At 59.5% G+C, this 20,999-nt stretch carries 25 protein-coding genes and 1 tRNA gene; 13 read left to right on the top strand and 13 right to left on the bottom strand.

Going from position 1 to position 20,999, the window contains the following annotated elements; all coding sequences use genetic code 11:
* Positions 1–28: 28 nt before the first annotated feature.
* The 6 genes from DXY03_RS00915 (at position 29) to DXY03_RS00890 (ending at position 5,146) form a co-directional block, all read left to right on the top strand.
* Entirely contained in the window at positions 29–1,186 is a 1,158-nt protein-coding gene (locus DXY03_RS00915; RefSeq protein ID WP_115008736.1) for a PIN/TRAM domain-containing protein, read from the top strand.
* Positions 1,187–1,210: 24 nt separating this feature from the next.
* The gene (locus tag DXY03_RS00910; protein ID WP_114988632.1) at positions 1,211–1,879 is read left to right on the top strand and encodes an ATP-dependent Clp protease proteolytic subunit; all 669 of its coding nucleotides are present in this window, start codon (positions 1,211–1,213) and stop codon (positions 1,877–1,879) included.
* A gap of 53 nt (positions 1,880–1,932) precedes the next feature.
* Complete coding sequence (locus DXY03_RS00905; protein ID WP_006851781.1) at positions 1,933–2,535, top strand: ATP-dependent Clp protease proteolytic subunit; 603 nt, start codon at positions 1,933–1,935, stop codon at positions 2,533–2,535.
* 62 nt (positions 2,536–2,597) lie between these two features.
* Positions 2,598–3,593, top strand: coding sequence for a ketol-acid reductoisomerase (gene ilvC / locus DXY03_RS00900; RefSeq protein ID WP_114988451.1), 996 nt, complete (start codon positions 2,598–2,600; stop codon positions 3,591–3,593).
* A gap of 119 nt (positions 3,594–3,712) precedes the next feature.
* Positions 3,713–4,735 carry an adenosylcobinamide-phosphate synthase CbiB gene (cbiB, locus tag DXY03_RS00895; protein WP_115008735.1) on the top strand — a complete coding sequence of 341 codons (1,023 nt, stop codon included), beginning with the start codon at positions 3,713–3,715 and terminating at the stop codon, positions 4,733–4,735.
* A 153-nt stretch (positions 4,736–4,888) separates the two neighbouring features.
* A complete protein-coding gene (locus DXY03_RS00890) occupies positions 4,889–5,146 on the top strand; it encodes a hypothetical protein (RefSeq protein WP_115008734.1) in 258 nt (85 codons plus the stop codon).
* A gap of 105 nt (positions 5,147–5,251) precedes the next feature.
* On the opposite strand, the gene DXY03_RS00885 is transcribed toward DXY03_RS00890, so the two are convergent.
* The 8 genes from DXY03_RS00885 to hisF all read right to left on the bottom strand — a co-directional run bounded on the left by DXY03_RS00885 (position 5,252) and on the right by hisF (position 11,412).
* Positions 5,252–6,223, bottom strand: coding sequence for an O-antigen ligase (locus DXY03_RS00885; RefSeq protein WP_170951925.1), 972 nt, complete (start codon positions 6,221–6,223; stop codon positions 5,252–5,254).
* Between the two features lie 1,121 nt (positions 6,224–7,344).
* Positions 7,345–7,431, bottom strand: a tRNA-Ser gene (locus DXY03_RS00880).
* Positions 7,432–7,456: 25 nt separating this feature from the next.
* Positions 7,457–7,858, bottom strand: a complete 402-nt coding sequence (locus tag DXY03_RS12525; protein WP_244272175.1) for a hypothetical protein — start codon at positions 7,856–7,858, stop codon at positions 7,457–7,459.
* Between the two features lie 29 nt (positions 7,859–7,887).
* On the bottom strand, positions 7,888–8,412 hold the full coding sequence (locus DXY03_RS12520) for a ComEC/Rec2 family competence protein (RefSeq protein WP_244272173.1): 525 nt from the start codon (positions 8,410–8,412) through the stop codon (positions 7,888–7,890).
* Between the two features lie 168 nt (positions 8,413–8,580).
* Positions 8,581–9,471 (bottom strand): glycine--tRNA ligase subunit alpha, encoded by an 891-nt coding sequence (gene glyQ / locus DXY03_RS00870; RefSeq protein ID WP_115008732.1) that lies wholly within the window; start codon positions 9,469–9,471, stop codon positions 8,581–8,583.
* A 42-nt stretch (positions 9,472–9,513) separates the two neighbouring features.
* Complete coding sequence (locus DXY03_RS00865; protein ID WP_114988475.1) at positions 9,514–9,864, bottom strand: hypothetical protein; 351 nt, start codon at positions 9,862–9,864, stop codon at positions 9,514–9,516.
* A 79-nt stretch (positions 9,865–9,943) separates the two neighbouring features.
* Positions 9,944–10,645 (bottom strand): bifunctional demethylmenaquinone methyltransferase/2-methoxy-6-polyprenyl-1,4-benzoquinol methylase UbiE, encoded by a 702-nt coding sequence (gene ubiE, locus DXY03_RS00860; RefSeq protein WP_115008731.1) that lies wholly within the window; start codon positions 10,643–10,645, stop codon positions 9,944–9,946.
* Entirely contained in the window at positions 10,642–11,412 is a 771-nt protein-coding gene (gene hisF / locus DXY03_RS00855) for an imidazole glycerol phosphate synthase subunit HisF (RefSeq protein ID WP_115008730.1), read from the bottom strand. Before hisF ends, ubiE begins: the two co-directional genes overlap by 4 nt.
* A 56-nt stretch (positions 11,413–11,468) precedes the next feature.
* Between hisF and DXY03_RS00850 the strand changes: the two genes are divergently transcribed.
* From DXY03_RS00850 to DXY03_RS00840, 3 genes are read left to right on the top strand one after another with little or no spacing between them, the layout of a single operon-like run.
* Positions 11,469–11,684, top strand: coding sequence for a DUF2862 domain-containing protein (locus tag DXY03_RS00850; RefSeq protein ID WP_114988478.1), 216 nt, complete (start codon positions 11,469–11,471; stop codon positions 11,682–11,684).
* An 11-nt stretch (positions 11,685–11,695) separates the two neighbouring features.
* Positions 11,696–12,649, top strand: a complete 954-nt coding sequence (chlG, locus tag DXY03_RS00845) for a chlorophyll synthase ChlG (protein ID WP_115008729.1) — start codon at positions 11,696–11,698, stop codon at positions 12,647–12,649.
* Entirely contained in the window at positions 12,646–14,697 is a 2,052-nt protein-coding gene (locus tag DXY03_RS00840; protein ID WP_115008728.1) for a transglycosylase domain-containing protein, read from the top strand. The genes chlG and DXY03_RS00840 overlap by 4 nt, the downstream gene beginning before the upstream one ends.
* A gap of 9 nt (positions 14,698–14,706) precedes the next feature.
* On the opposite strand, the gene DXY03_RS00835 is transcribed toward DXY03_RS00840, so the two are convergent.
* Together DXY03_RS00835 and DXY03_RS00830 are read right to left on the bottom strand one after the other, a co-directional pair.
* Entirely contained in the window at positions 14,707–16,044 is a 1,338-nt protein-coding gene (locus DXY03_RS00835) for a 16S rRNA (cytosine(967)-C(5))-methyltransferase (RefSeq protein ID WP_170951924.1), read from the bottom strand.
* Positions 16,045–16,047: 3 nt separating this feature from the next.
* Positions 16,048–16,344, bottom strand: coding sequence for an MGMT family protein (locus DXY03_RS00830; RefSeq protein ID WP_244272171.1), 297 nt, complete (start codon positions 16,342–16,344; stop codon positions 16,048–16,050).
* A 167-nt stretch (positions 16,345–16,511) separates the two neighbouring features.
* Here DXY03_RS00830 and trmH point away from each other — a divergent pair, with 167 nt between their 5' ends.
* Positions 16,512–17,201, top strand: a complete 690-nt coding sequence (gene trmH, locus DXY03_RS00825; RefSeq protein WP_115008725.1) for a tRNA (guanosine(18)-2'-O)-methyltransferase TrmH — start codon at positions 16,512–16,514, stop codon at positions 17,199–17,201.
* Positions 17,202–17,264: 63 nt separating this feature from the next.
* Entirely contained in the window at positions 17,265–17,438 is a 174-nt protein-coding gene (locus DXY03_RS11975) for a hypothetical protein (RefSeq protein WP_170950570.1), read from the top strand.
* Between the two features lie 2 nt (positions 17,439–17,440).
* Here the strand turns inward: DXY03_RS11975 and DXY03_RS00820 are convergent, their stop codons facing one another.
* Together DXY03_RS00820 and DXY03_RS00815 are read right to left on the bottom strand one after the other, a co-directional pair.
* Positions 17,441–17,656: a hypothetical protein gene (locus DXY03_RS00820; protein ID WP_114988483.1), complete on the bottom strand. Its 216-nt coding sequence runs from the start codon at positions 17,654–17,656 to the stop codon at positions 17,441–17,443.
* A gap of 19 nt (positions 17,657–17,675) precedes the next feature.
* Positions 17,676–18,548 (bottom strand): ABC transporter permease, encoded by an 873-nt coding sequence (locus DXY03_RS00815; protein WP_170951923.1) that lies wholly within the window; start codon positions 18,546–18,548, stop codon positions 17,676–17,678.
* A 61-nt stretch (positions 18,549–18,609) separates the two neighbouring features.
* Between DXY03_RS00815 and DXY03_RS11970 the strand changes: the two genes are divergently transcribed.
* Complete coding sequence (locus DXY03_RS11970; RefSeq protein WP_170951922.1) at positions 18,610–18,756, top strand: hypothetical protein; 147 nt, start codon at positions 18,610–18,612, stop codon at positions 18,754–18,756.
* A gap of 28 nt (positions 18,757–18,784) precedes the next feature.
* Here DXY03_RS11970 and lepA read toward each other — a convergent pair whose 3' ends face one another.
* Entirely contained in the window at positions 18,785–20,605 is a 1,821-nt protein-coding gene (gene lepA, locus DXY03_RS00810; protein ID WP_115008724.1) for a translation elongation factor 4, read from the bottom strand.
* Positions 20,606–20,676: 71 nt separating this feature from the next.
* On the opposite strand from lepA, the gene DXY03_RS00805 reads away from it, so the two are divergent.
* A complete protein-coding gene (locus DXY03_RS00805; RefSeq protein WP_136987605.1) occupies positions 20,677–20,997 on the top strand; it encodes a multidrug efflux SMR transporter in 321 nt (106 codons plus the stop codon).
* Positions 20,998–20,999: the final 2 nt, after the last annotated feature.

Raw genomic sequence — 20,999 nt, 5'->3', positions numbered from 1 at the left:
CCGGATCGAGCTGCCACGACCTGAACCCATGGTGGATCCGCTCATCCTGCTTCTGTTTGTGGTTTCCGGTGCAGCTGCCGGGTGGATGGGGATTCACTTGCTGCCCGACGGCCTGGTGAGTGCAACCACCAATGCTGAACAGTTGCGTCTCCAGCTCAGCGGAGCTGGCGGTGGCATTGGCTTGATCGCAGGCCTGGTGTTCAAAAAGCTGCGGGTGCGCCTGATGCAACAGGTGCGCACCATGCCCACCGATCTGCTGGTAAGCCGGGCTGTCGGCCTGATCCTGGGGTTGCTGGTGGCCAACCTGCTGCTGCTGCCTGTTCTGCTGCTTCCGTTCTCCGGAGGAATTGTTCTGCTCAAACCCCTTCTGGCGGTGGTGAGCAATGTCTTTTTTGGCATTCTCGGAAGCAACCTGGCGGAAGTTCACGGCCGCACGCTGCTGCGCCTGTTCAATCCCGCGAGCACGGAGGCGCTGCTGGTGGCTGATGGGGTGCTGACCCCCGCCACGGCCAAGATCCTGGACACCAGCGTGATCATCGATGGCCGGATCCGCGGCATGCTCGCCTGCGGATTGCTGGAAGGGCAGGTGATCGTTGCCGAATCGGTGATCGATGAGATGCAGCAGCTGTCGGATTCCACCAACATCGAAAAGCGGGCCAAGGGCCGACGTGGCCTGAAGCTTCTGAAGGATCTGCGGGAAACCTACGGGCGGCGGTTGGTGATCAACAGCACCCGTTACGACGGCAAGGGAACGGACGACCGATTGCTGCAGTTGGCATCTGACACCGGCGGCACGCTGGTGACCGCAGACTTCAACCTCGCGCAGGTGGCCCAGGTCAAAGACCTGAAGGTGATGAATCTGAGTGAGCTGGTGATCGCGTTGCGGCCTGAAGTGCAACCCGGCGACGAGCTCAAACTCAAGATCGTGCGAGAGGGCAAGGAGGACAGCCAGGGTGTCGGCTACCTCGATGACGGAACGATGGTGGTGGTCAACGAGGCGAAATCGCTGATCGGCCAACGCAAACCTGTGGTGGTGACCGGTGCCCTGCAAACCCCAACCGGCCGGATGGTGTTTGCACGGTTGGACGAGAACGATGCATCAACGGACACCAAGCCCTCATCCAAATCGAAAAGTCAGGGAAAACCGGCCAAAACCAGCAACCGCAAGCCCGCTGACCCCGGCTAGGCTCGCTCCACCGCGATGGTGGAGATGACAACTTCGGCCCCGTACTACGGCGACAGCGCCGTGATGCGCACACCACCTCCTGACCTTCCCTCACTCCTGCTCAAGGAGCGAATCGTCTACCTGGGCTTGCCCCTTTTCTCTGACGACGACGCCAAGCGTCAGATGGGCATCGATGTGACTGAGCTGATCATTGCTCAGCTGCTTTATCTGGAGTTCGACAACCCAGAGAAGCCGATCTACTTCTATATCAACTCCACAGGCACCAGCTGGTACTCGGGTGATGCCATTGGATTCGAAACCGAAGCCTTCGCCATCTGCGACACCCTTCGCTACGTGAAGCCTCCGGTGCACACCATCTGCATCGGCCAGGCCATGGGCACCGCGGCAGTAATTCTTTCGGCAGGGACCAAAGGTCAACGGGCCGCGTTACCTCACTCCTCCATCGTTCTGCACCAGCCCCGCAGCGGCGCCCGCGGCCAGGCGACGGACATCCAGATCCGGGCCAAAGAAGTGCTGCACAACAAGCAGGCGATGCTCGAGATCCTCTCCACCAACACAGGTCGTTCTGTGGAGGAGCTGAGCAAGGACTCCGACCGGATGAGCTACCTCACCCCTCAACAAGCCGTTGAGTACGGACTGATCGACCGCGTGCTCAGCAGCCGCAAGGACCTGCCTGGCAATCCCCCCGTCTGACCGACGGCATCAGACCCAACCCTCCTGCCCTTCCTTCATCAACGTTCTGAACCATGCCGATCGGTACCCCCAGCGTTCCCTACCGCCTGCCCGGCAGCCAGATGGAGCGCTGGGTCGACATCTACACCCGTCTCGGGGTGGAGAGGATCCTCTTCCTTGGCTCTGAGGTCAATGACGGCATCGCCAACAGCCTGGTTGCCCAGATGCTCTATCTGGACTCGGAAGACAGCAGCAAGCCGATCTACCTGTACATCAACTCCCCCGGCGGCTCCGTCACGGCTGGACTGGCGATCTACGACACGATCCAGTACGTCAAGAGCGAGGTGGTGACCATCTGCGTTGGCCTTGCTGCCTCCATGGGCGCCTTCCTCCTCGCCGCTGGCACCAAGGGCAAGCGGGTCGCCCTGCCCCACAGCCGGATCATGATTCACCAGCCCCTGGGCGGCACCAGCCGTCGCCAGGCCAGTGACATCGAAATCGAAGCACGGGAAATCCTGCGGATGAAGGAGATGCTGAACCGCTCCCTGGCCGACATGAGTGGCCAGAGCTTCGAGAAGATCGAGAAGGACACCGACCGGGACTACTTCCTCAGCGCCGAAGAAGCCAAGGAATACGGCCTGATCGACCGCGTCATCTCCCATCCGAACGAGGCCTGAACCGAACGGGGCAGGCCGCTGCGTAAGCTCGTCCACTGCAGTGTTCCGCAAGCCCGCCCCGGATGGCCCAGCTCTTTTACGACTCCGACGCCGATCTCGGTCTGCTGAACGGCAAGACCGTGGCCATCATTGGTTATGGCTCCCAGGGTCATGCCCACGCTCTGAACCTGAAGGATTCAGGCGTGAATGTGGTGGTGGGCCTCTATGACGGCAGCCGCTCCGCCGAGAAAGCCAAGGCGGACGGCCTTGAAGTGCTGAGCGTGGCCGATGCCTCAGCCAAGGCCGACTGGATCATGGTCTTGCTGCCCGACGAATTCCAGAAGGACGTCTACGAGAAGGAAATCGCACCCCACCTGAGTGCAGGCAAGGTGCTCAGCTTCGCCCACGGCTTCAACATCCGTTTCGAGCTGATCAAGCCCCCCGCCGATGTGGATGTGGTGATGATTGCCCCGAAGGGCCCTGGCCACACCGTGCGTTGGGAGTACCAAAACGGCCAGGGCGTGCCCGCCTTGTTCGCCATCGAACAGGACGCCTCCGGCAACGCCCGCGGCATGGCGATGGCCTACGCCAAGGGAATCGGTGGCACCCGTGCCGGCATTCTGGAGACCAACTTCAAGGAAGAGACCGAAACCGACCTGTTCGGTGAACAGGCTGTGCTGTGTGGCGGTCTGTCTGAACTCGTGAAGGCTGGTTTCGAGACCCTAGTGGAAGCGGGCTACCAGCCCGAATTGGCTTACTTCGAGTGCCTGCACGAAGTGAAGCTGATTGTGGATCTGATGGTGAAGGGAGGACTGACCTCCATGCGCGATTCAATCTCCAACACCGCGGAGTACGGCGACTACGTAAGCGGCCCCCGTCTGATCACCGCCGACACCAAGGCCGAGATGAAGCGCGTTCTGGCAGACATCCAGGACGGCACCTTCGCCAGGAACTTCGTGGCCGAATGCGAAGCCGGCAAGCCAGAGATGAAAAAGGTGCGTGACCGTGATTCACAGCATCCGATCGAGAAAGTGGGCAAAGGCCTGCGCTCGATGTTCAGCTGGCTGAAGGACGCCTGATCCAGCGCAAGCGCTGAACAGCTGGTGACATCAGACACCATCACTCAGCTCACCCCCCGCTCTGTTGCCATTACGGTGCAGAGCGGGGATTTTTGTTGGTTTCTGGTCACGCCCCTCCCATGAGTTCAGAAGCGTTGGGAGGCCTGCTGGTGATCGGGGCAGCCGTGCTTGATCGGCTGATCGGTGACCCGCGCCGGTGGCTCCACCCCGTGGTGGTTATGGGGTGGAGCATTCAGCAGTTGCGCCAATGGGTCGAGCGATGGGCGGGAGACCATCCGATCAAGCTGCGGATCGGGGGAGGCTTGATCACCCTGATCCTTGTGCTTGGCAGCGTTCTGACAGGCTGGTGTCTGGAGCGGCTGCTATGGCTTCCCTCCCCATGGGGATGGCTCAGCATTCCGGTACTGACCCTGAGCCTCGCCAGCGCTCTGGCGGCTCGCAGCCTCAAGGACAGTGTGCTCGCCGTAGTGGATGCACTGCCCTCAGCAACGGAGGGGGATCTCGAACCAGCCCGACAGAACTTGAGCTGGATCGTTGGACGCGACGTTCAGAGTCTGGATCGCACGGGACTGCTCAGAGCCGTAGCTGAAACAGCCTCAGAGAATGCCGTGGATGGCGTCTTCGCACCGCTGTTCTGGATGGGAATCGGTGCCCTGCTGTGGATGGTCCTGCCCTCTGGCCCTGGTCCGCTGGCACTGGCCTGGGGCTTCAAGGCCAGCAGCACGCTGGATTCCATGCTTGGGTACCGCAGCGGCCGGCTGCGCTGGTTGGGGACAGCCGGCGCACGCCTCGACGATCTGCTCACCTGGCTGCCCTGCCGGATGGTCATGCTGACGCTGCCCCTGGTCTGCCCACCCTGGTCGCATTGGGTGCAACGGGTGCAGGAGGCAGAGCGGGATGGCTCTGCGGATCCATCCCCCAATGCAGGTCGTTCAGAAGCGATCTACGCCCACTGCATCGGGATCCAACTTGGAGGCGAGAACAGGTATGGAGAGCGCTTGGTGCAGAAACCTGTGCTTGGGGCCGGCCAACCAACTGCAAATGCGCAGCTGGTTAGAGCTGTTCTAAAGGCATCAAGCCGACTTGAAGTCTTGTGGCTTATGACTATGGCAATAACTGAGCTCGCCTTAGCAGCTAAATAATCAACAAGCTCTACTACAACACAAAAGTATTAGGTTGAGCCGTGAGCTAGAGAAGAGTCGCCCAAAGGCAGGGGCGTTGATCCAAATTGCCGCAAACGCAACAAACTCTCTCAGCTCATTGCATCAGAAAGCTCAGCTCACGATGCTGGGAGCATGTCCAGCACAAACATCACCATCAACATCCTCCTTGAGGAGGCGTTGACCGAACCGGACATCGGAACGACAAACCGATTCCGGTGGCATGCAACAGCCGTCGGAATTGCAGCGCTATGCATTGACAACGCTCCGCCACCAACACCACCATTCGAAGATGCACTTAAAGAGGGACTAAAGCTAGGACTGGATCTCAGCCGCGAGGAGCGAGAATTCCATCAGGTAAAATATGGATTAGTGCTTTTGTTTCATTCCTAAGCAAAAGAAAATATCTTCAATAAAAAATTTGCATAAGCCTCCATATAGCCAGAGAGACAAACAACTCAGCTTATACAGCACGCGTCAATTAACCGTAAATCAATATCAATCGAAAGCATCATTAGAAGACTCAGCGGACGCCAAGGCAGAAGACTCCGCACAAGAAACAATTCCTGCAAAAAGAATCCAGCCAACTAAATTAATTCTTGCATCTAGGTAAGGCAAGTCCGTGACATGAACAATAATTAACAATAAAAACGATATTACCCAGGCCTTACTGAAAAGACTTTCTTGCAACATGCCAGAACGTATAGCTATAAAGAGCCAAACAAAAACATAAACCAAAAATACAGCCAACGCAACAAATCCATAACTCAGCCAAAGGTCTAACGGCAGAGAATGAACGTGATAAAATGGCTTATCGAAAGGTGAAAGAAGAGAAACATAGCCTATAAAACCACCAGGACCGGAACCTACTAAAAAGTTTTTAGATGCGACAAGAACCCCAAATCTCCATATCTCTAAGCGGTATTCATCAGTGAAGAATTGACCAAGGGCATCTAAAGCTGGATGCACCAAGCCAAGGTAAATACCAAAAGAGGAAACAACCGCGATCACAAACAATGTGACACTAGATCTAGAAAATTTGAAGCCACTAATCGATTGATTTACCGAAAAAATATCGGCAATCATACCTAATGTCCCAAAAATTAACGACCCAATAGCGTTTCTAGAATTAGACAATATCATAGCAAGAGAGACTGAAAACAGGGCGAGCGAAGCGACAAAACTCTTCGAAGTATTCTCATTTGAATGAGTCTCAGCACGAATTGCAGCAACAAAAAAGGGGAAACTGGCGGCTAACCATGCAGCGCATATGTTTCTGTTGTAAAACACTCCTGTAAATTCGCCATTATCAAAGAGATGCCATACGATAAAACTACCAAAGACTCTTAGCGATTCGTTAAATCCAAATATCAATTGGGAAAACCCAATTATCAGAACTGGAATCGTCCCATAAACCAAGCTCATAGCAACACACTTGATATTATTTTTATCTCGCAGGTATACAGACAAGGACCAAAAGAGCCAAAAGAAAGGGAGCCAGTTGAAGATCCCACCACAAGATTGCAGGCCAAAAGGACTAGCGAATGCAGATATCAATATCAATACAGACAATAAATACAGAGGATACATCTTTTTCACAAATAAAGCTTTAAATCCTTGCAAAGACGAACCGCAGATGCAAGCCAAAAGGATTAAAAAAGGCCCAATATAACCCGACGTAGGCAAAAGGAAACAGCCAGCGAACAACAAATTCTTGCCGAAATTATATTTATTCATTGCTTACGAAAATGAATGCATTCGCAGGAAGAAAGAAATCGTCAGATAACTCTCTTTATCATAGCCGACGATTCGCATTATATTTTTTAGATCTGGTGAAAGAAGACACTTGCCGAAGCTGCACAGCATGGCAATAAGCTCAAATGAGGGCCCAAACGCAACATTTGAAAGTAATGTCAAAGATTAATGTTGTTGTAAGCAGCACATGCTTGCAATGCATCTGGCGACCCTGAATTTGCAGTTAATTTTGATTTAACCTCAATGTGAGATTATTAATAGAATGGTTGAGAGAAGGAGCTATTGGAACAATAATGAGAGCGATTTTCATATTGAAATTGATCGCAGTCAAAATACCTATGAGGCTGACGTTCACACTATGACGCGATTTCTTTAGATATCTGAACTGAAATTTTTTTCATCCATAGTATTTTTGATCTCTATTTCATAGAGGAAATGGTAATTACAGAAGAGCCCCGATTACAGAGCTCTTCCTTCATCAAAGCCAGTTGCAAGTAGCCGTTCTTTGCGCTCATCTCCCTCTAACTTTCAATACGTGATCCCTAAGGTCTGACGCAGGCTCAGGTCATCTCACACAAAAAACCTTGCCAAAGCAGCTGGGGAATCACCAAGGGAATAAAAAGACCCTGGAGTGCCATTAATACCCCAGAGGTCCCGTCCCGTCGTTCTTCTCCCCACCAACCTCCTCCAGGTGTTCTCCCGTGAGGAGCGGCAGAACCGGCGGCACTGGCAGTGCTGACCGATCAGGGTTCGGTTGCCCGCAATCAATAAAAAGCGGCAGGGAGTGCCGCTAGCAAAAAAGGGCTGGACAAATACCTTTCAAGACTTACTCAGAACGGAGAGGGTGGGATTCGAACCCACGAGGGTGTTACCCCTACACGATTTCGAGTCGTGCGCGATCAACCGGACTCTGCCACCTCTCCAAACGCCTTCAGGCGTTCCCGAAGTTTAAAGGCCGACGAACCGAGCACCCGCTCCAGTCTTCAGAAGCCAACGGCGCTGCAGTGCGGAAGGCTTGAAGCCCAGCCATATTCCGGTGATCAACTGCAGGGGTTCTGATCGCCGCCGATGCTGCAGTGCCCACAAGACCTGAGGGCTTAGAAACAGATGCGAGCGCTGATGCCCCACTCGAATCACCAGTGCTGCATAACGATGCTGGTGGCGCTGCACCGATAGGCCATCACTCCGAAGCACCTGGCCGATGGCGATGGGAGCATGGGCTTGCTGAGGAGCCACAACGCGGTATGCCAGCGCTTGCCAGCAGGCCAGCACGTCTGTGGCCACAGGATCCAAAAGCCTCACCCAGTCCAGACGGGCGTGGCCGTGCACGGCGGCGAGTCTCTTGGCCATTCGGCAACTGCGCGCATCGCCATGGGTGCTCACCAGAGCGGCACGCCCGCTATGGCGAGCCAGCGGCGGGCCAGCATCAGCGCACTGCCGAGCAGTACGGAGAGGTGAAAACCCGATGCCGCCAGGGCATGGGACAAGCCGGCCATGCGGAACGCCGCTCGGATGTCTTCCGGGAGCTGCACCTGGGCGCTGCCCAGCACCAGAGCAGCCAGGAAACCGCCCCGCCGCGGCCCCACGGCCTGTTGCAGCCGTTGTGCAACATCGCGCCGCAGATCAGCCAACGGCTTCCATGGACGCTGCAGCACTTCGATGCTCTCGGCCCGCAGCTGACTCCAACTGCCTTGGCGGGCTAGACGTTCTGCCGATCCCGGCAACAGCGGGTGTACCGCTGGCAGCGGACGCCTCAGCACCCCCGTGGCCTGGACACGCCAGCCCTGCAACAGGGGTGCAGGGCACTCAGGCAACTGCAGCTCGGTTCGCTCGTCGACCCGACGAGCATCGATCCGATCCACCTCCAACAGACCGAAACACCCCCAAGGAATAACGGCGCACATCGGCAAGCAAGCGCCCGCTGATCGCCACGGTCGCCGGTGGCGTCTGGATCAGGAGAGATGGAGCGGCTCGGCTCGGCGTCGGCACCCCCCACAACACCCCTCGAAGCACAAGGAGCGCCAGGAGACAGAGGGCAATGGCATCAGCAGAACGACGTCGACGCAGAAACCTCAGGCCGCTGTCTCGAGAGTTCCCCCTTTCAAGAGCGGGAAACCAAGGGCTTCCCGTTCCGCCAGCCAGGCCTCGGCCACCTTGCGGGCCAGGTTGCGGATCCGACCGATGGTGGCGGTGCGCTCCGTCACGGAAATCACGCCACGGGCCTCCAGCAGGTTGAAGGTGTGGCTGCACTTCAGAACGAAATCCAAGGCCGGTGCCGGCAGCTGCTTCTCGATCAGATCTGCCGCTTCCGCTTCATAGATGGCGAACAACTGCTTGAGCCGCTCGGGATTGGAGGCCTCAAAGTTGAAGTGGCACTGCCCCTTTTCAAACGGCAGCCAGATCTCGCCGTAACTGCGCTCGCTATTCCAGCTGAGGTCCCAGATGCTTTCCACGTCTTGGAGATACATCGCCAGCCGCTCGAGCCCGTAGGTGATCTCAATCGAAACGGGCTTGCAATCGATGCCGCCGCATTGCTGGAAATAGGTGAACTGGGTCACCTCCATGCCGTCGAGCCACACTTCCCAGCCCACACCCCAGGCACCGAGGGTTGGGGACTCCCAGTTGTCTTCGACGAAACGGATGTCGTGGTCAGCGGCCTTGATGCCCAACGCCTCCAATGACGCCAGGTAGGTCTCCTGGATGCCATCTGGGGATGGCTTGATCAGCACCTGGTACTGGAAATAGTGCTGGGCCCGGTTGGGGTTGTCGCCATAACGGCCATCGGTGGGGCGACGGCAGGGTTCGGGATAGGCCACGGCCCAGGGCTCCGGGCCGATGGCCCGGAGCACCGTGTGGGGGCTCATGGTGCCGGCACCCTTTTCGGTGTCGTAGGGCTGCAGCAACAGACATCCCTGGTCTGCCCAGAACCGGTTGAGCGTGCTGATGATGTCCTGAAAATGCACTGGGCCGGGGCGTCCTGGGTTCCGATTCTGCCCAGTGGCCGGTCAGCCCTCCAAAGCCAGGCAACGGTGCAGGTGCGCGATGGCGTGATGGCGATGCGGATTGTTGCCGCTGGGACCAATCATTCCGAGCCAGAAACTGCCATCCCCCTGAAAGACCAGGACCGGCTTTGCACCGCCCTTGCCATGGCAATCCAGCAAGGACATGCACAGCTTTTCAGCGACCTCAGGGCCCTTGGGGCGCTGGCGCAGGCGACGCAACAGTGGATCCACCTGCGAGAAGGAGACGAAACAGGCGCGGTCGGAGTCGGTGATCAGGATCAGGCCATCCAGCCACTGCACTTCCTGAAGCAGCTCTTCAATGCGGGGCAGCAGCTTCGGCAGCGGAAACGCCAAACCGGAACCTCCCCTTAACGTTCTCTTCAGCTTTCCTACGTCAGTAGCGGGGTGTGTCGCAAGCGACGCAGGTGAAGATTCATGCCCTAAGGATCAAAACGCCCATCTGCCCGGCCACGAGCGAGCGGTGGTTCACTTCGGCAAATCCCGCCTGCCGTGCCAGCCGCTCCTGTTCAGGCCCCGCAGGAAAGCGCTCCAGGCTTTTCTCCAGGTAGGCGTATTCCTCCCGTAAGCCCACAGAGGCGGCAGCGGGCACCACCAGGCGACGCAGATAGAAGCGCTGAAAAGCAGCCGCCGCGCCGCTTTGGGGCAGACGGTTGAAGTCCAGCACCCCAGCACGCCCGCCGGGCTTCAACAGCCGGCGCAGTTCCTTCAGCCCCTGCAGGGGGTCAGCCAGATTGCGCAATCCGTAGGCCATCACCGCACCATCCACGCAGGCAGTGGGCAAGCCGGTTTGCAGAGCATCCCCTTGCTGGAAGGTCACCGGCAACCAGGGCTGCTGGCGCTGGCGCTGGCGGGCGCGCTCAAGCGGAGCAGCGGCGGCATCGAGACCAGTGACAGCACCAGCGGGGCGAACACATCGCCCCAGTTCCAAGGCCAGGTCCCCCGTTCCGCAGCACAGATCCAGCCAATGCTCGCCAGCCACAGGCTTGAGGGCGCGCACCAACTGACGTTTCCACTGGCGATGCAACCCGAAACTGAGCACATCGTTGAGGCGGTCGTAGCGGGGAGCGACAGCGTCAAACAGCTGTTCCACCGCCGCAGGATCACCAGGCTTCATGGACGAATCGTCAGGCCACGGGAAAGCAGATCTTGCTTGATCTGTTCCACGGTGAGAACACCGTCGTGCAGCAACGAGGCCAGCAAGGCTGCGGAAGCATGGCCTCCCTCAGGGCCCACGTCCAACGCCTCAGCGATGTGATCCAGGCAACCCGCACCACCGGAGGCGATTACCGGGATGGGAACCGCATCGGCCACGGTCCTGGTCAGGGCGAGGTCGTATCCAGCCTGGGTGCCATCACCATCCATGGAGGTGAGCAGGATCTCTCCAGCCCCGAGGCCAGCCACCCGCTGGGCCCACTCCACAACATCGAGGCCCGTGTTCTCGCGGCCTCCCTTCACGTACACATCCCAGCCGCCGGCATCGCGACGACGGGCATCAATGGCCACGACGATGCACTGGCAGCCGAACTGATCGGCCCCCTCTCGCACCAGCTCAGGCCGCCGCACCGCGGAGGAGTTGAGGCTCACCTTGTCGGCACCGGCACGCAACAACTCGGTGATTCCCTCAACGGTGCTGATGCCGCCGCCAACCGTGAAAGGAATCGTGACCGATTCAGCTGTGCGACGCACCATGTCGATCAGGGTGCCGCGCCCCTCATGGCTGGCTGCGATGTCGAGGAAAACGAGTTCATCCGCCCCTGCCCGGCTGTAACGGCAAGCCAGCTCCACTGGATCGCCGGCATCGCGCAGGCCAACGAAATTGACACCTTTCACCACCCGTCCCCGGGCGACATCCAGGCAAGGAATCAGACGCAGAGCAACCATCGATTCGGCGCAAAAGCGACTGTTAGGGTTGCGCCACTCTCCAAGCCTCGCAGGCCATGTCCCAGGCTGACGCCATTTCGATCGGCTCCAAGGTTCGCGTGACCCGCGTGCGTGATCGCATTCCCCAGGCCATGGTTGACCTTCTGAAGAAGGACGCCAACGGCACGGTGAAGGATTTCCGCACCGTCGACGGCAAAGGAATCGGTGTGGTTGTTGAGCTCAGCGATGGCTCCACCAGCTGGTTCTTCGAAGACGAAATCGCCGCCGCCTGAGGACTGTCTCTGTGAGCGACGCGCGTCAGCTGCTTGGGATGAAAGGTGCCTCAGGCACCACCAACATCTGGAAGCTGCGGCTGCAGCTTATGAAACCGGTCACCTGGATCCCCTTGATCTGGGGGGTGGTCTGTGGTGCTGCAGCCAGCGGCAACTACGAGTGGCGTGTGGATCACGTGCTCGCTGCCTTCGCCTGCATGTTGATGAGCGGCCCCTTGTTGGCGGGCTTCACCCAGACCATCAACGACTACTACGACCGAGAGATCGACGCGATCAACGAGCCGTACCGGCCAATCCCGTCGGGAGCGATTCCACTGGGCCAGGTGAAGCTGCAGATCTGGGTGCTGCTGCTCGCTGGTTTGGGCGTGTCCTACGGACTCGACCGCTGGGCCGGCCACACCACGCCTGTGGTGTTTCTTCTGGCGTTGGGTGGCTCGTTTGTGAGCTACATCTATTCAGCTCCTCCGCTGAAGCTGAAGCAAAACGGTTGGCTGGGAAACTACGCCCTAGGCGCCAGCTACATCGCTCTGCCCTGGTGGGCCGGCCAGGCCCTGTTTGGGCAGCTGACCTGGGGCACTGCACTGCTCACCCTGGCTTACAGCCTTGCGGGTCTTGGCATCGCTGTCGTCAACGATTTCAAGAGCGTTGAGGGGGACCGTGAACTCGGGCTTGAATCGTTGCCGGTGGTGTTCGGCATCAAACGCGCCAGTTGGATCAGCGCAGCGATGATCGATGTTTTTCAGCTGGCCATGGTTGCCGTCTTGATCGGGATCGGCCAGCATTTTGCAGCGGTTCTACTGGTTCTCTTGATCGTTCCCCAGATCACCTTCCAGGACATCTGGTTGCTGCGAGACCCGGTGGCTTTTGACGTGAAATATCAGGCCAGTGCTCAGCCCTTCCTGGTGCTCGGCATGTTGGTAACCGCTCTGGCCGTGGGCCACAGCCCCTTAACCCAGGTGATGTGAACCGTTCCCGCCTGCACTGGGCACTGATCGCTGGTACAGCAGCTGCAGTGGGCGTGGGCGCTGCTGTAAGCATGCGAGCCCTGACGGAACTGGTGGATGCCACGCTGCCTGATGCCCGTGGGATTGCCAGTTTCAATCGGCCGGGAACGATCACCCTGCTCTCCACCAACGGCAAGGTGATCCAGAAGCTGGGGCCAGCCACGCGGGAGAAGGTGAAGCCCGGTGCGATGCCGCCAACGGTGGCTGAGGCGTTCATCGCCGCCGAAGACCGTCGCTTCTACCAGCACGACGGTGTGGATGGCTGGGGCATCGCCAGGGCCATCGTCACCAATGTCCGCCAAGGCGCGGTTCGGGAAGGAGCAAGCACCATCACCCAGCAGCTGGCTCGAACCGTCTTTTTGAGCCAAGACCGCACCATCACCCGCAAACTCAAGGAAGCGGCTCTGGCCATGAAGCTGGAGCGCCAGCTGAGCAAGCAGCAGATCCTCGAGCAGTACCTCAACTACGTCTACCTGGGGTCCGGCGCCTATGGCGTTGCCGATGCGGCCTGGATCTACTTCTCCAAAACCCCGGAGCAGCTCACGGTTCCTGAGGCAGCCATGATCGCTGGGCTGCCGCCAGCTCCATCGATTTATTCACCCCTGGTGAACCCGGATCTGGCCAAGGAACAGCGCTCGATCGTTCTGGACCGCATGGCCCAGGCCGGATTCATCTCCGCCAGCGAGGCAGAGCGCGGTCGCAACAGCCCCCTCGCCCTGAAGCCCGCAACACCCAAGTACTTCAACAGTTCAGCGCCTTACTTCACCACCTGGATTGCCCAGGAGCTGCCCAAATTCTTAACGCCCGAACAACTGGAGGTGGGTGGGGTCAAGGTGCGCACCAGCCTGAATCTCGACTGGCAAAAGAAAGCTCAGCAGGTGATTCGAGCCAATGCCCCCTTCGACACGGAAGGTGCGATGGTTTCGATCGATCCCGGCAACGGACTGGTGCGGGTGATGGTGGGCGGCAAGGATTTCTCCAAGAGCCAGTTCAACCGCACCATCCTGGCGCTGCGTTCTCCGGGCTCAACCTTCAAGCTGTTTCCCTACGCCGCAGCCATTGATCGGGGCATGAAGCCCGAAACCAAAGTGTTTGATGCCAAGCGGTGCTGGAACGGCTACTGCCCCAAAAACTTTGGCAACAAGTACTACGGCAACATCTCCCTGGCTGATGCTCTCAAGAACTCACTCAACACGGTGGCGGTTCAACTGCAGGACATCGTTGGATTTGATGCCGTCATTGAGGTTGCCAACAACTTCAACATCGGCACCGATCGGCCTCTCGGCAAGTACTACCCCATGGCCATCGGGGCCTACGAGCAAACCATCCTCGACATGACCGCCGCCTATGCCGGCATGGCCAACCGCGGCGTGTTCTTCTCACCCAGCCCCTTTGAGGAGATCCGAGGGCCGAAGAATGAACTGCTTTGGAGCCGGCGCCTGAGCGACAACCGAGGCAAGCGAGCGATTGATAGTGATGTGGCGGACACCATGAACTGGATGCTGCAGCGGGTGGTAACCGGCGGCACCGGCATCGCCGCCAAACTCGATGATCGCCAGGTGGCCGGCAAAACGGGAACTTCAGAGAACACCCGTGATCTCTGGTTCATCGGCTCGATTCCTCAGCTCACAACAGGAGTCTGGTTCGGATACGACGACGACCGCGCCACCAAGAGCACCAGCGGCGAGGCGGCATGGGCTTGGCGACAGTTCATGCTCCAGATCAAGGACGAGATCCCCGTCCGAAACTTCCCCGACAAACCCAAGCTGAAACGCAAAGTGCGCTTGGCTGTCGACCCGAAAACGATCGCCAAGCCACCGAAGACCAAACCAGAGCAGGAGAAGGGGAATGGCAGCGGCGATCCTGATGGAGCTCAACCGATGGGTCAAACCGAGCTGCCCGCGCTCACGCCCTTGACGCCTCCGCCTCGCCAGACCCCCTATCTCTGGAGAGAGAGCTCGCCAGGCAGAAGCGTCGATCGCCAGGGACGTCGCTGGACCCGGGATTAATCCAAAGTCCTAAACCCTCTGCAGCACAGCCGAATAGAACCCATCTCCCCCGCTGGCTTGATCCGGCCAGAGCTGGCTCTCCTGCTCCAGGCAGAGCGATGGATGTCGCTTCAACAAAGCCTGGACCTGTTTCTGATTCTCATCAGGATGAATGGTGCAGGTGGCGTACACCAACACGCCTTGGGGTGCCAACAACGGCACAAGCCCGTCCAGGAGAGCTTGTTGTTGGGGCAAAAGGCCACGAATGGATTGGGGCGTCACCCGCCAACGGGCATCGGGGTGACGGGCCAGGGTTCCCAGCCCTGAGCAGGGGGCATCGATCAGGATCCGATGAAAGGATTCACGCCATTGGGGGCGCTGCTTCAAAAGATTGGCAGCATCCGCAGCCAGGGCATTGATGGAGGCGAGGCCCAGCCGGGCGGCATTGGCCGCAACGCGCTTCAGCCGTCCGGCTGAACGGTCCACAGCCCAGATCTCCGCCTGATCTCCCACCAACTCCGCCACATGCGTGGCTTTGCCCCCCGGAGCCGCGCAGGCATCGAGGATGCGATCTCCCGGCTGGGGATCGAGCAGAGGTGCAATCGATTGCGCCGAACAATCCTGCACACACCAATGGCCCTCGGCATAACCCGGCCAGTGGCGCAGATCGCCGCTGTGGCCTGAGATGCGCAGGCCGTCAGGACAACCAACGATGGGCTCACTGCTGATGCCAGCCGCGGCCAGATCCTGCTGCAACTGCGCAGGGCTCGATCGCAACCGGTTCACCCGCAAATCCAGATCTGGCACACGGTTGCAGGCGCTGGCCACCGCCGCAGCCCCCTCTGCCCCGCGCCACTCGATCAACAACTGGGTGAACCAATCCGGCAGGGAATGGGTCTGGGCCAGCTGAGCCGGCAGATCGTTGGGCAGTGGCAGGGTTTCGCCGGCCTCCCGCGCCCGCAGCGCCGCCCGCAGAACCCCATTCACCACAGGGGCCAGTCGGGCCAATCCCTTGCTGGCTTTGGCCAACTCCACGGCAGTGTTCACCGCTGCTGAATCTGGAATCCGCTCCATCAACAGCAGTTGATAGAGACCCACATGCAACAGCCAGCGCAGCTTGGGCGGTTGCTTGGCGGCAGGCACCTTGCCCAGCAGATCCAGCCAGGCATCGAGGGTGCACCGTTGGCGGATCGCGCCATAGGCCAGCTCCGTGACCAAACCCCGATCCGAAGGCTTGAGGTCCCGCTCCCGCAGCACCCGCTCCAACGCCACATCGGCATAGGCCCCTGCCGCCACCGCCTGCAACACATCCCAGGCGAGACGGCGCGGCAGCAGTCCAATCGGAGCCGAATCAGACAAGAGCGACACGCATCAGTCCCCAGCATGGGCGTCCGGGTGCCAGAGGAACTGACGCAGCGGCAAGCGTCCGTCCTCATCCACCGGAATGCCCTCAGCCAGCAGAAGATCCCGCTGGATCCAGTCACTGCCTTCGCGGCTGAGGCTCATCGAAATCCGGCCCTGAGCGTTCACCACGCGGTGCCAGGGAACGCTGGATGGGAGCTTGAGCCGCCGCAAGGCCCAACCCACCTGACGCGCACAACCAAAGGCACCGATCAAATCAGCGATCTGGCCGTAGGTCGCCAACCGACCGTAGGGAATACGAGCCACCTGGCTCCAGACACGCTGATCAAACGTGACGCCGGAGACGTACGGTTCAACGGAGGGATCCTTGGGCGGGATCTGGATGGCGACGGAAGCGCTGACTTCTTGATTGTCGTTCCAGACCCCACAGCATGGAAGGACCCCACCTGTTGCTCTCTCCCGACTGACCGCCCATGCCCCTGCTGCCGCGACGGTTTGAGCGGCTGAAATCCGTGCTCAACCACCGCATGACGGATCTCACGGTGCTGCTCGAACACGTGGAGAAACCGCACAACCTCTCCGCCATCCTGCGCAGCTGTGATGCCGTCGGGGCGCTGGAAGCCCACGCGGTGAGTTTTGACGGGCGACCACGCACGTTCAACAGCACGGCCCAGGGCAGTCAGAAATGGGTGCCTCTGCACGACCATCCCGACACCGAAACCGCCATCCGCCATCTCAAAGCGAAAGGGTTCCGGCTCTACGGGACCCATCTCGGGGTGGATGCCAAGGACTACCGGGAGTGCGACTTCACCGGGCCCACCGCCTTCGTACTCGGGGCCGAGAAATGGGGGCTGACCGATCAAGCCCGGGACCTGATGGATGAAGCGCTGTTCATCCCGATGCGCGGCATGGTGCAGTCCCTGAACGTGTCAGTGGCCACCGCGACCCTGCTGTTTGAAGCGCTGCGCCAACGCCAGGTGGCCGGACTCGCTCCAACCCAGGGCGAAGGCCTGAAGCCGGAGCAGTACCAGCAGTTGCTGTTTGAGTGGTCCTACCCCGAAGTGGCCCGCTGGTGCCGGGAGCAGGAACGGGCCTACCCCGCCTTGAGTGAGGAGGGGGAGCTGATGGAGGAGTTGCCGCGAACTGTGAAGCTGCGCTGCTGATCCAAGGGAAGACTTGTATCTAGATGAACCCTGGGCCATAACCAAAGCAGCGGATTGTCAGCAATGGACAACAAACAGCTGCACCAGTACGCGGTCACCTACCACTGCGGCAACGAATGGGGCGAAGAAATGCTCCAGTCCGACGATCTCAGCCATGCCGTGGAAGCGGCCCATGCCATCTTCCCCAGCTCCTGCCGGATTTCGATCCGTGAGGTGAAGGCACCGAAACCAGCCTGAGATCAGCGCGGTCGCCGCGGCACTCCAGGCAACTGAACCGCGGCGATTAACACCGCCGTTTCCAGCAGCAGATTTCGGCTGACCAGCACCACCACCAACATCAAGGTGGTGGCCAGGATCCGCTCGAGCAAGGCGATCACGTCATCGGTGCTGTCGCAGCTCTTTTTCCAGAGCAGCGCGGCCATGCTCAGCAACAGCAAGCTGATCCACCAGGCCATCACACCCGTGCCGATGGGATCAGTCTGACGCGGGTCGGGCTTCTGCGCCGCTCACCCAGGCCTCAATGCCTTCCCCAAGGAAAGACAGCCCCAGCACCAGCACAAACATCGCCAACCCAGGGAACAGCGCGGTCCACCACACCCCTGTGGGCACTGCGGCAAGAGCCAGGTTGAGATCACCACCCCATTCGGGCACGGTCTCCGGCAGACCCAGGCCGAGAAATCCCAATCCGCCCAGCACCAGCACCGCATCGGCGGCATTGAGGGTGAGCAACACCGGCACGGAGGTGATCACGTTGCGGAACAGGTAGCGCCGCAGGATCCAGAGCGGCCCCGCCCCGAGGCTCTGGGCGGCCTCCACAAACAGCTCGCTCTTCACCTGGGCGGTTTGATTACGCACCACGCGGAAATACTGCGGCACATACACCACACAGAGAGCGGCGGCGGCATTGGGAATGCCCTTTCCCAATAGAAAGGCCAACACCACCGAAAGCAACAACACCGGCAGCGTGTAGAGCGTGTCCATCAGCAGCACCATCAGGCGATCGACAGCGCCGCCGAAATAGCCACTCACCATGCCCAAAGGCACACCCACCAGCAGGGCCACACCCACCGCCAGGAACACCACCTGAAGCGCCACTCCACTGCCGGCCATGGTGCGCACACACACATCCCTGCCAAGCCGGTCGGTGCCGCACCAATGGGCCCAGCTGGGAGCGGAGTAGATCGGGTTCTCCAGGCCGGCATTGGCATCCGGAAGAATGCCAGCACTCACCAACAAGGGCGTGATCAAGGCCACCAGCAGGTAAATCCCCACAATCACCAGGCCCCAACGGGCCATACGGGTGGAGAGGCTGCGGGTCACGGGCAGGTTGGCCTCAGGCAGATGCATTGTCTCCCGAACCGCGGAAGAATGAAGCGATGGCGTCTCGCTATCGCTGGCCACCTATCTGGTGGTCTTCCTCGGCTTCACCGGGGCGTCATCGGTGGGGCTGTTGATCGGTCAGCACCATCTGCTGGCCAACGACCAGCAATTGGCCCGAAAAAGCATCGCGCTCTGCGACAAAGCCATCCGTGGCCTGCAAGACGAAGTGAGTTGATCCGTCCAATGGGAATGGAGGGAGGGGATCAGCTCCCACCTCCATCATTGAGCTTCAGCACAGCCATGAAGGCCTCCTGGGGCACATCCACCTTGCCCATGGCCTTCATTCGCTTCTTGCCCTTGGCCTGCTTCTTCAGCAATTTCTTCTTTCGTGAGATGTCGCCGCCGTAGCACTTGGCAAGCACATCCTTGCGGATGGCACTGATGCTGGTGGAGGCAATGATTCGGCTACCGATCGACGCCTGGATCGGAATCTTGAACTGCTGGCGGGGAATCAGTTCTTTGAGTTTCTCCACCAAGGCCTTGCCCACGTTGTAGGCCTTGTCTTGGTGAACGATCGTGGTGAGGGCATCGGCCCGCTCGCCGTTGATCAGCACATCCAGGCGCACCAACTGGTTCTTGCGATAGCCAATCAGGCTGTATTCCATCGAGGCATAGCCCTGGGTGCGCGTCTTCATCTGATCGAAGAAGTCGGTCACCACCTCGGCCAGCGGCAATTCGTAGATCAACGTCACCCGATCGGTGGTGATGTATTTCATGTCGATGTAATCCCCGCGCCGTTCCTGGCACAGGCCCATCAAGGCGCCGTTGTAGTCGTTTGGCGCATAGATCTCCATGCGCACGTAGGGCTCTTCGATCGATTCGCGCTTCTGTGGATCCGGAAGTGTGGCGGGGTTGTCCACCATCACCTCAGAGCCATCAATCATGTTCACCTTGTAGATCACCGAGGGCGCGGTGACGATCAGATCAAGGTCGTACTCGCGTTCGAGCCGTTCCTGCACGATCTCCATGTGCAGCAGACCGAGGAAGCCGCAGCGGAAGCCGAAGCCCATGGCGCTGCTGGTTTCCGGCTCGTACTTCAGTGCTGCATCGGAGAGCTGCAGCTTGTCGAGCGCATCGCGCAGATCCGGGTACTGGTCGGCCTCGGTGGGGAACAGGCCGCAGAACACCATCGGCTTGGCCTCGGTGTAGCCCGGCAAAGGCTCATCCGCCGGGGTATTCACCAGGGTGATCGTGTCGCCCACACGGGCATCCGCCACCGCCTTGATCGACGCCGCCAGGTAGCCGACCTCACCGGCGTGGAGCTCATCCACTTTCTTCTGATCCGGCGCCATGATCCCGATCTCATCGAGCTCATAGGTCTTATTGCTGGCCATCAACAGCACTTTGTCTTTGCAGTTGATCCGGCCAGTCATCACCCGGAAATAGACGATCACGCCCCGGTAGGGGTCGTAATAGGAGTCGAAGATCAGGGCCTTGGTTGGTTCCTCCACCGCATCCTTCGGCGGGGGCACCCGATCCACAACGGCCTGCAGGATCTCGGGCACACCCATGCCGGTCTTGGCCGAGCAAGGAATGGCGTTGTCGCAATCGAGGCCGATGATCGCCTCGACTTCCTCCTTGATCCGATCCGGATCCGCACCGGGCAGGTCGATCTTGTTGAGCACCGGGATGATCTCGAGATCGTTGTCCAGCGCCAGATACACGTTGGCCAGGGTCTGGGCTTCCACACCCTGGCTGGCATCCACCACCAATAGGGCCCCTTCGCAGGCCTGAAGGCTGCGGCTCACCTCATAGGAGAAGTCGACGTGCCCAGGGGTGTCGATCAGGTTGAGGACGTACTCCTCCCCATCGGCCGCCGTGTAGTTCATCCGGGCGGCCTGGAGCTTGATCGTGATCCCCCGCTCCCGTTCCAGATCCATGTTGTCCAGGAACTGATCCTGCATGTCCCGGTTGGCCACGGTGCCCGTGTCCTGCAGCAAGCGGTCGGCCAGGGTCGACTTGCCGTGGTCGATGTGGGCAATGATGCAGAAGTTGCGGATCCGTGAGACGGGGGCGTCGGTCATGCAGCGGCGGAATCCCGTCTCGGGTCCAGAAAGCGTCGTTGACACAATCCTAAGGAGCGGCACCAGTGCTCATGAGCAATCCCTGGACCCTGCTGCTGCTGGCGATCAGCGCTGAGGTGATCGGCACCTCCTGCCTGCGCTTGTCGGAAGGCATGACCCGACCACTGCCCACGCTGCTGGTGTTCAGCGCCTATGCCCTTGCGATGGCCCTGCTCTCCAAGGTGGTGCTGAGCATCCCTCTGGGGATTACGTATGCCCTCTGGAGCGGCATCGGCACCGTGGTGATCGTGCTGGTGGGGCGCTTCGCCTACAGCCAGATGCTGCAGCCAGCCCAGTTGATCGGCATCGGCCTGATCACCGCCGGAGTGGTGTTGGTGAACCTGGGGGAATGACG

The sequence above is a fragment of the Synechococcus sp. N5 genome (genome assembly GCF_900473925.1).
Taxonomy (GTDB): domain Bacteria; phylum Cyanobacteriota; class Cyanobacteriia; order PCC-6307; family Cyanobiaceae; genus Parasynechococcus.
Note: the sequence above shows the minus strand (reverse complement) of the source record. Positions and strands in the feature narration are given on the sequence as shown.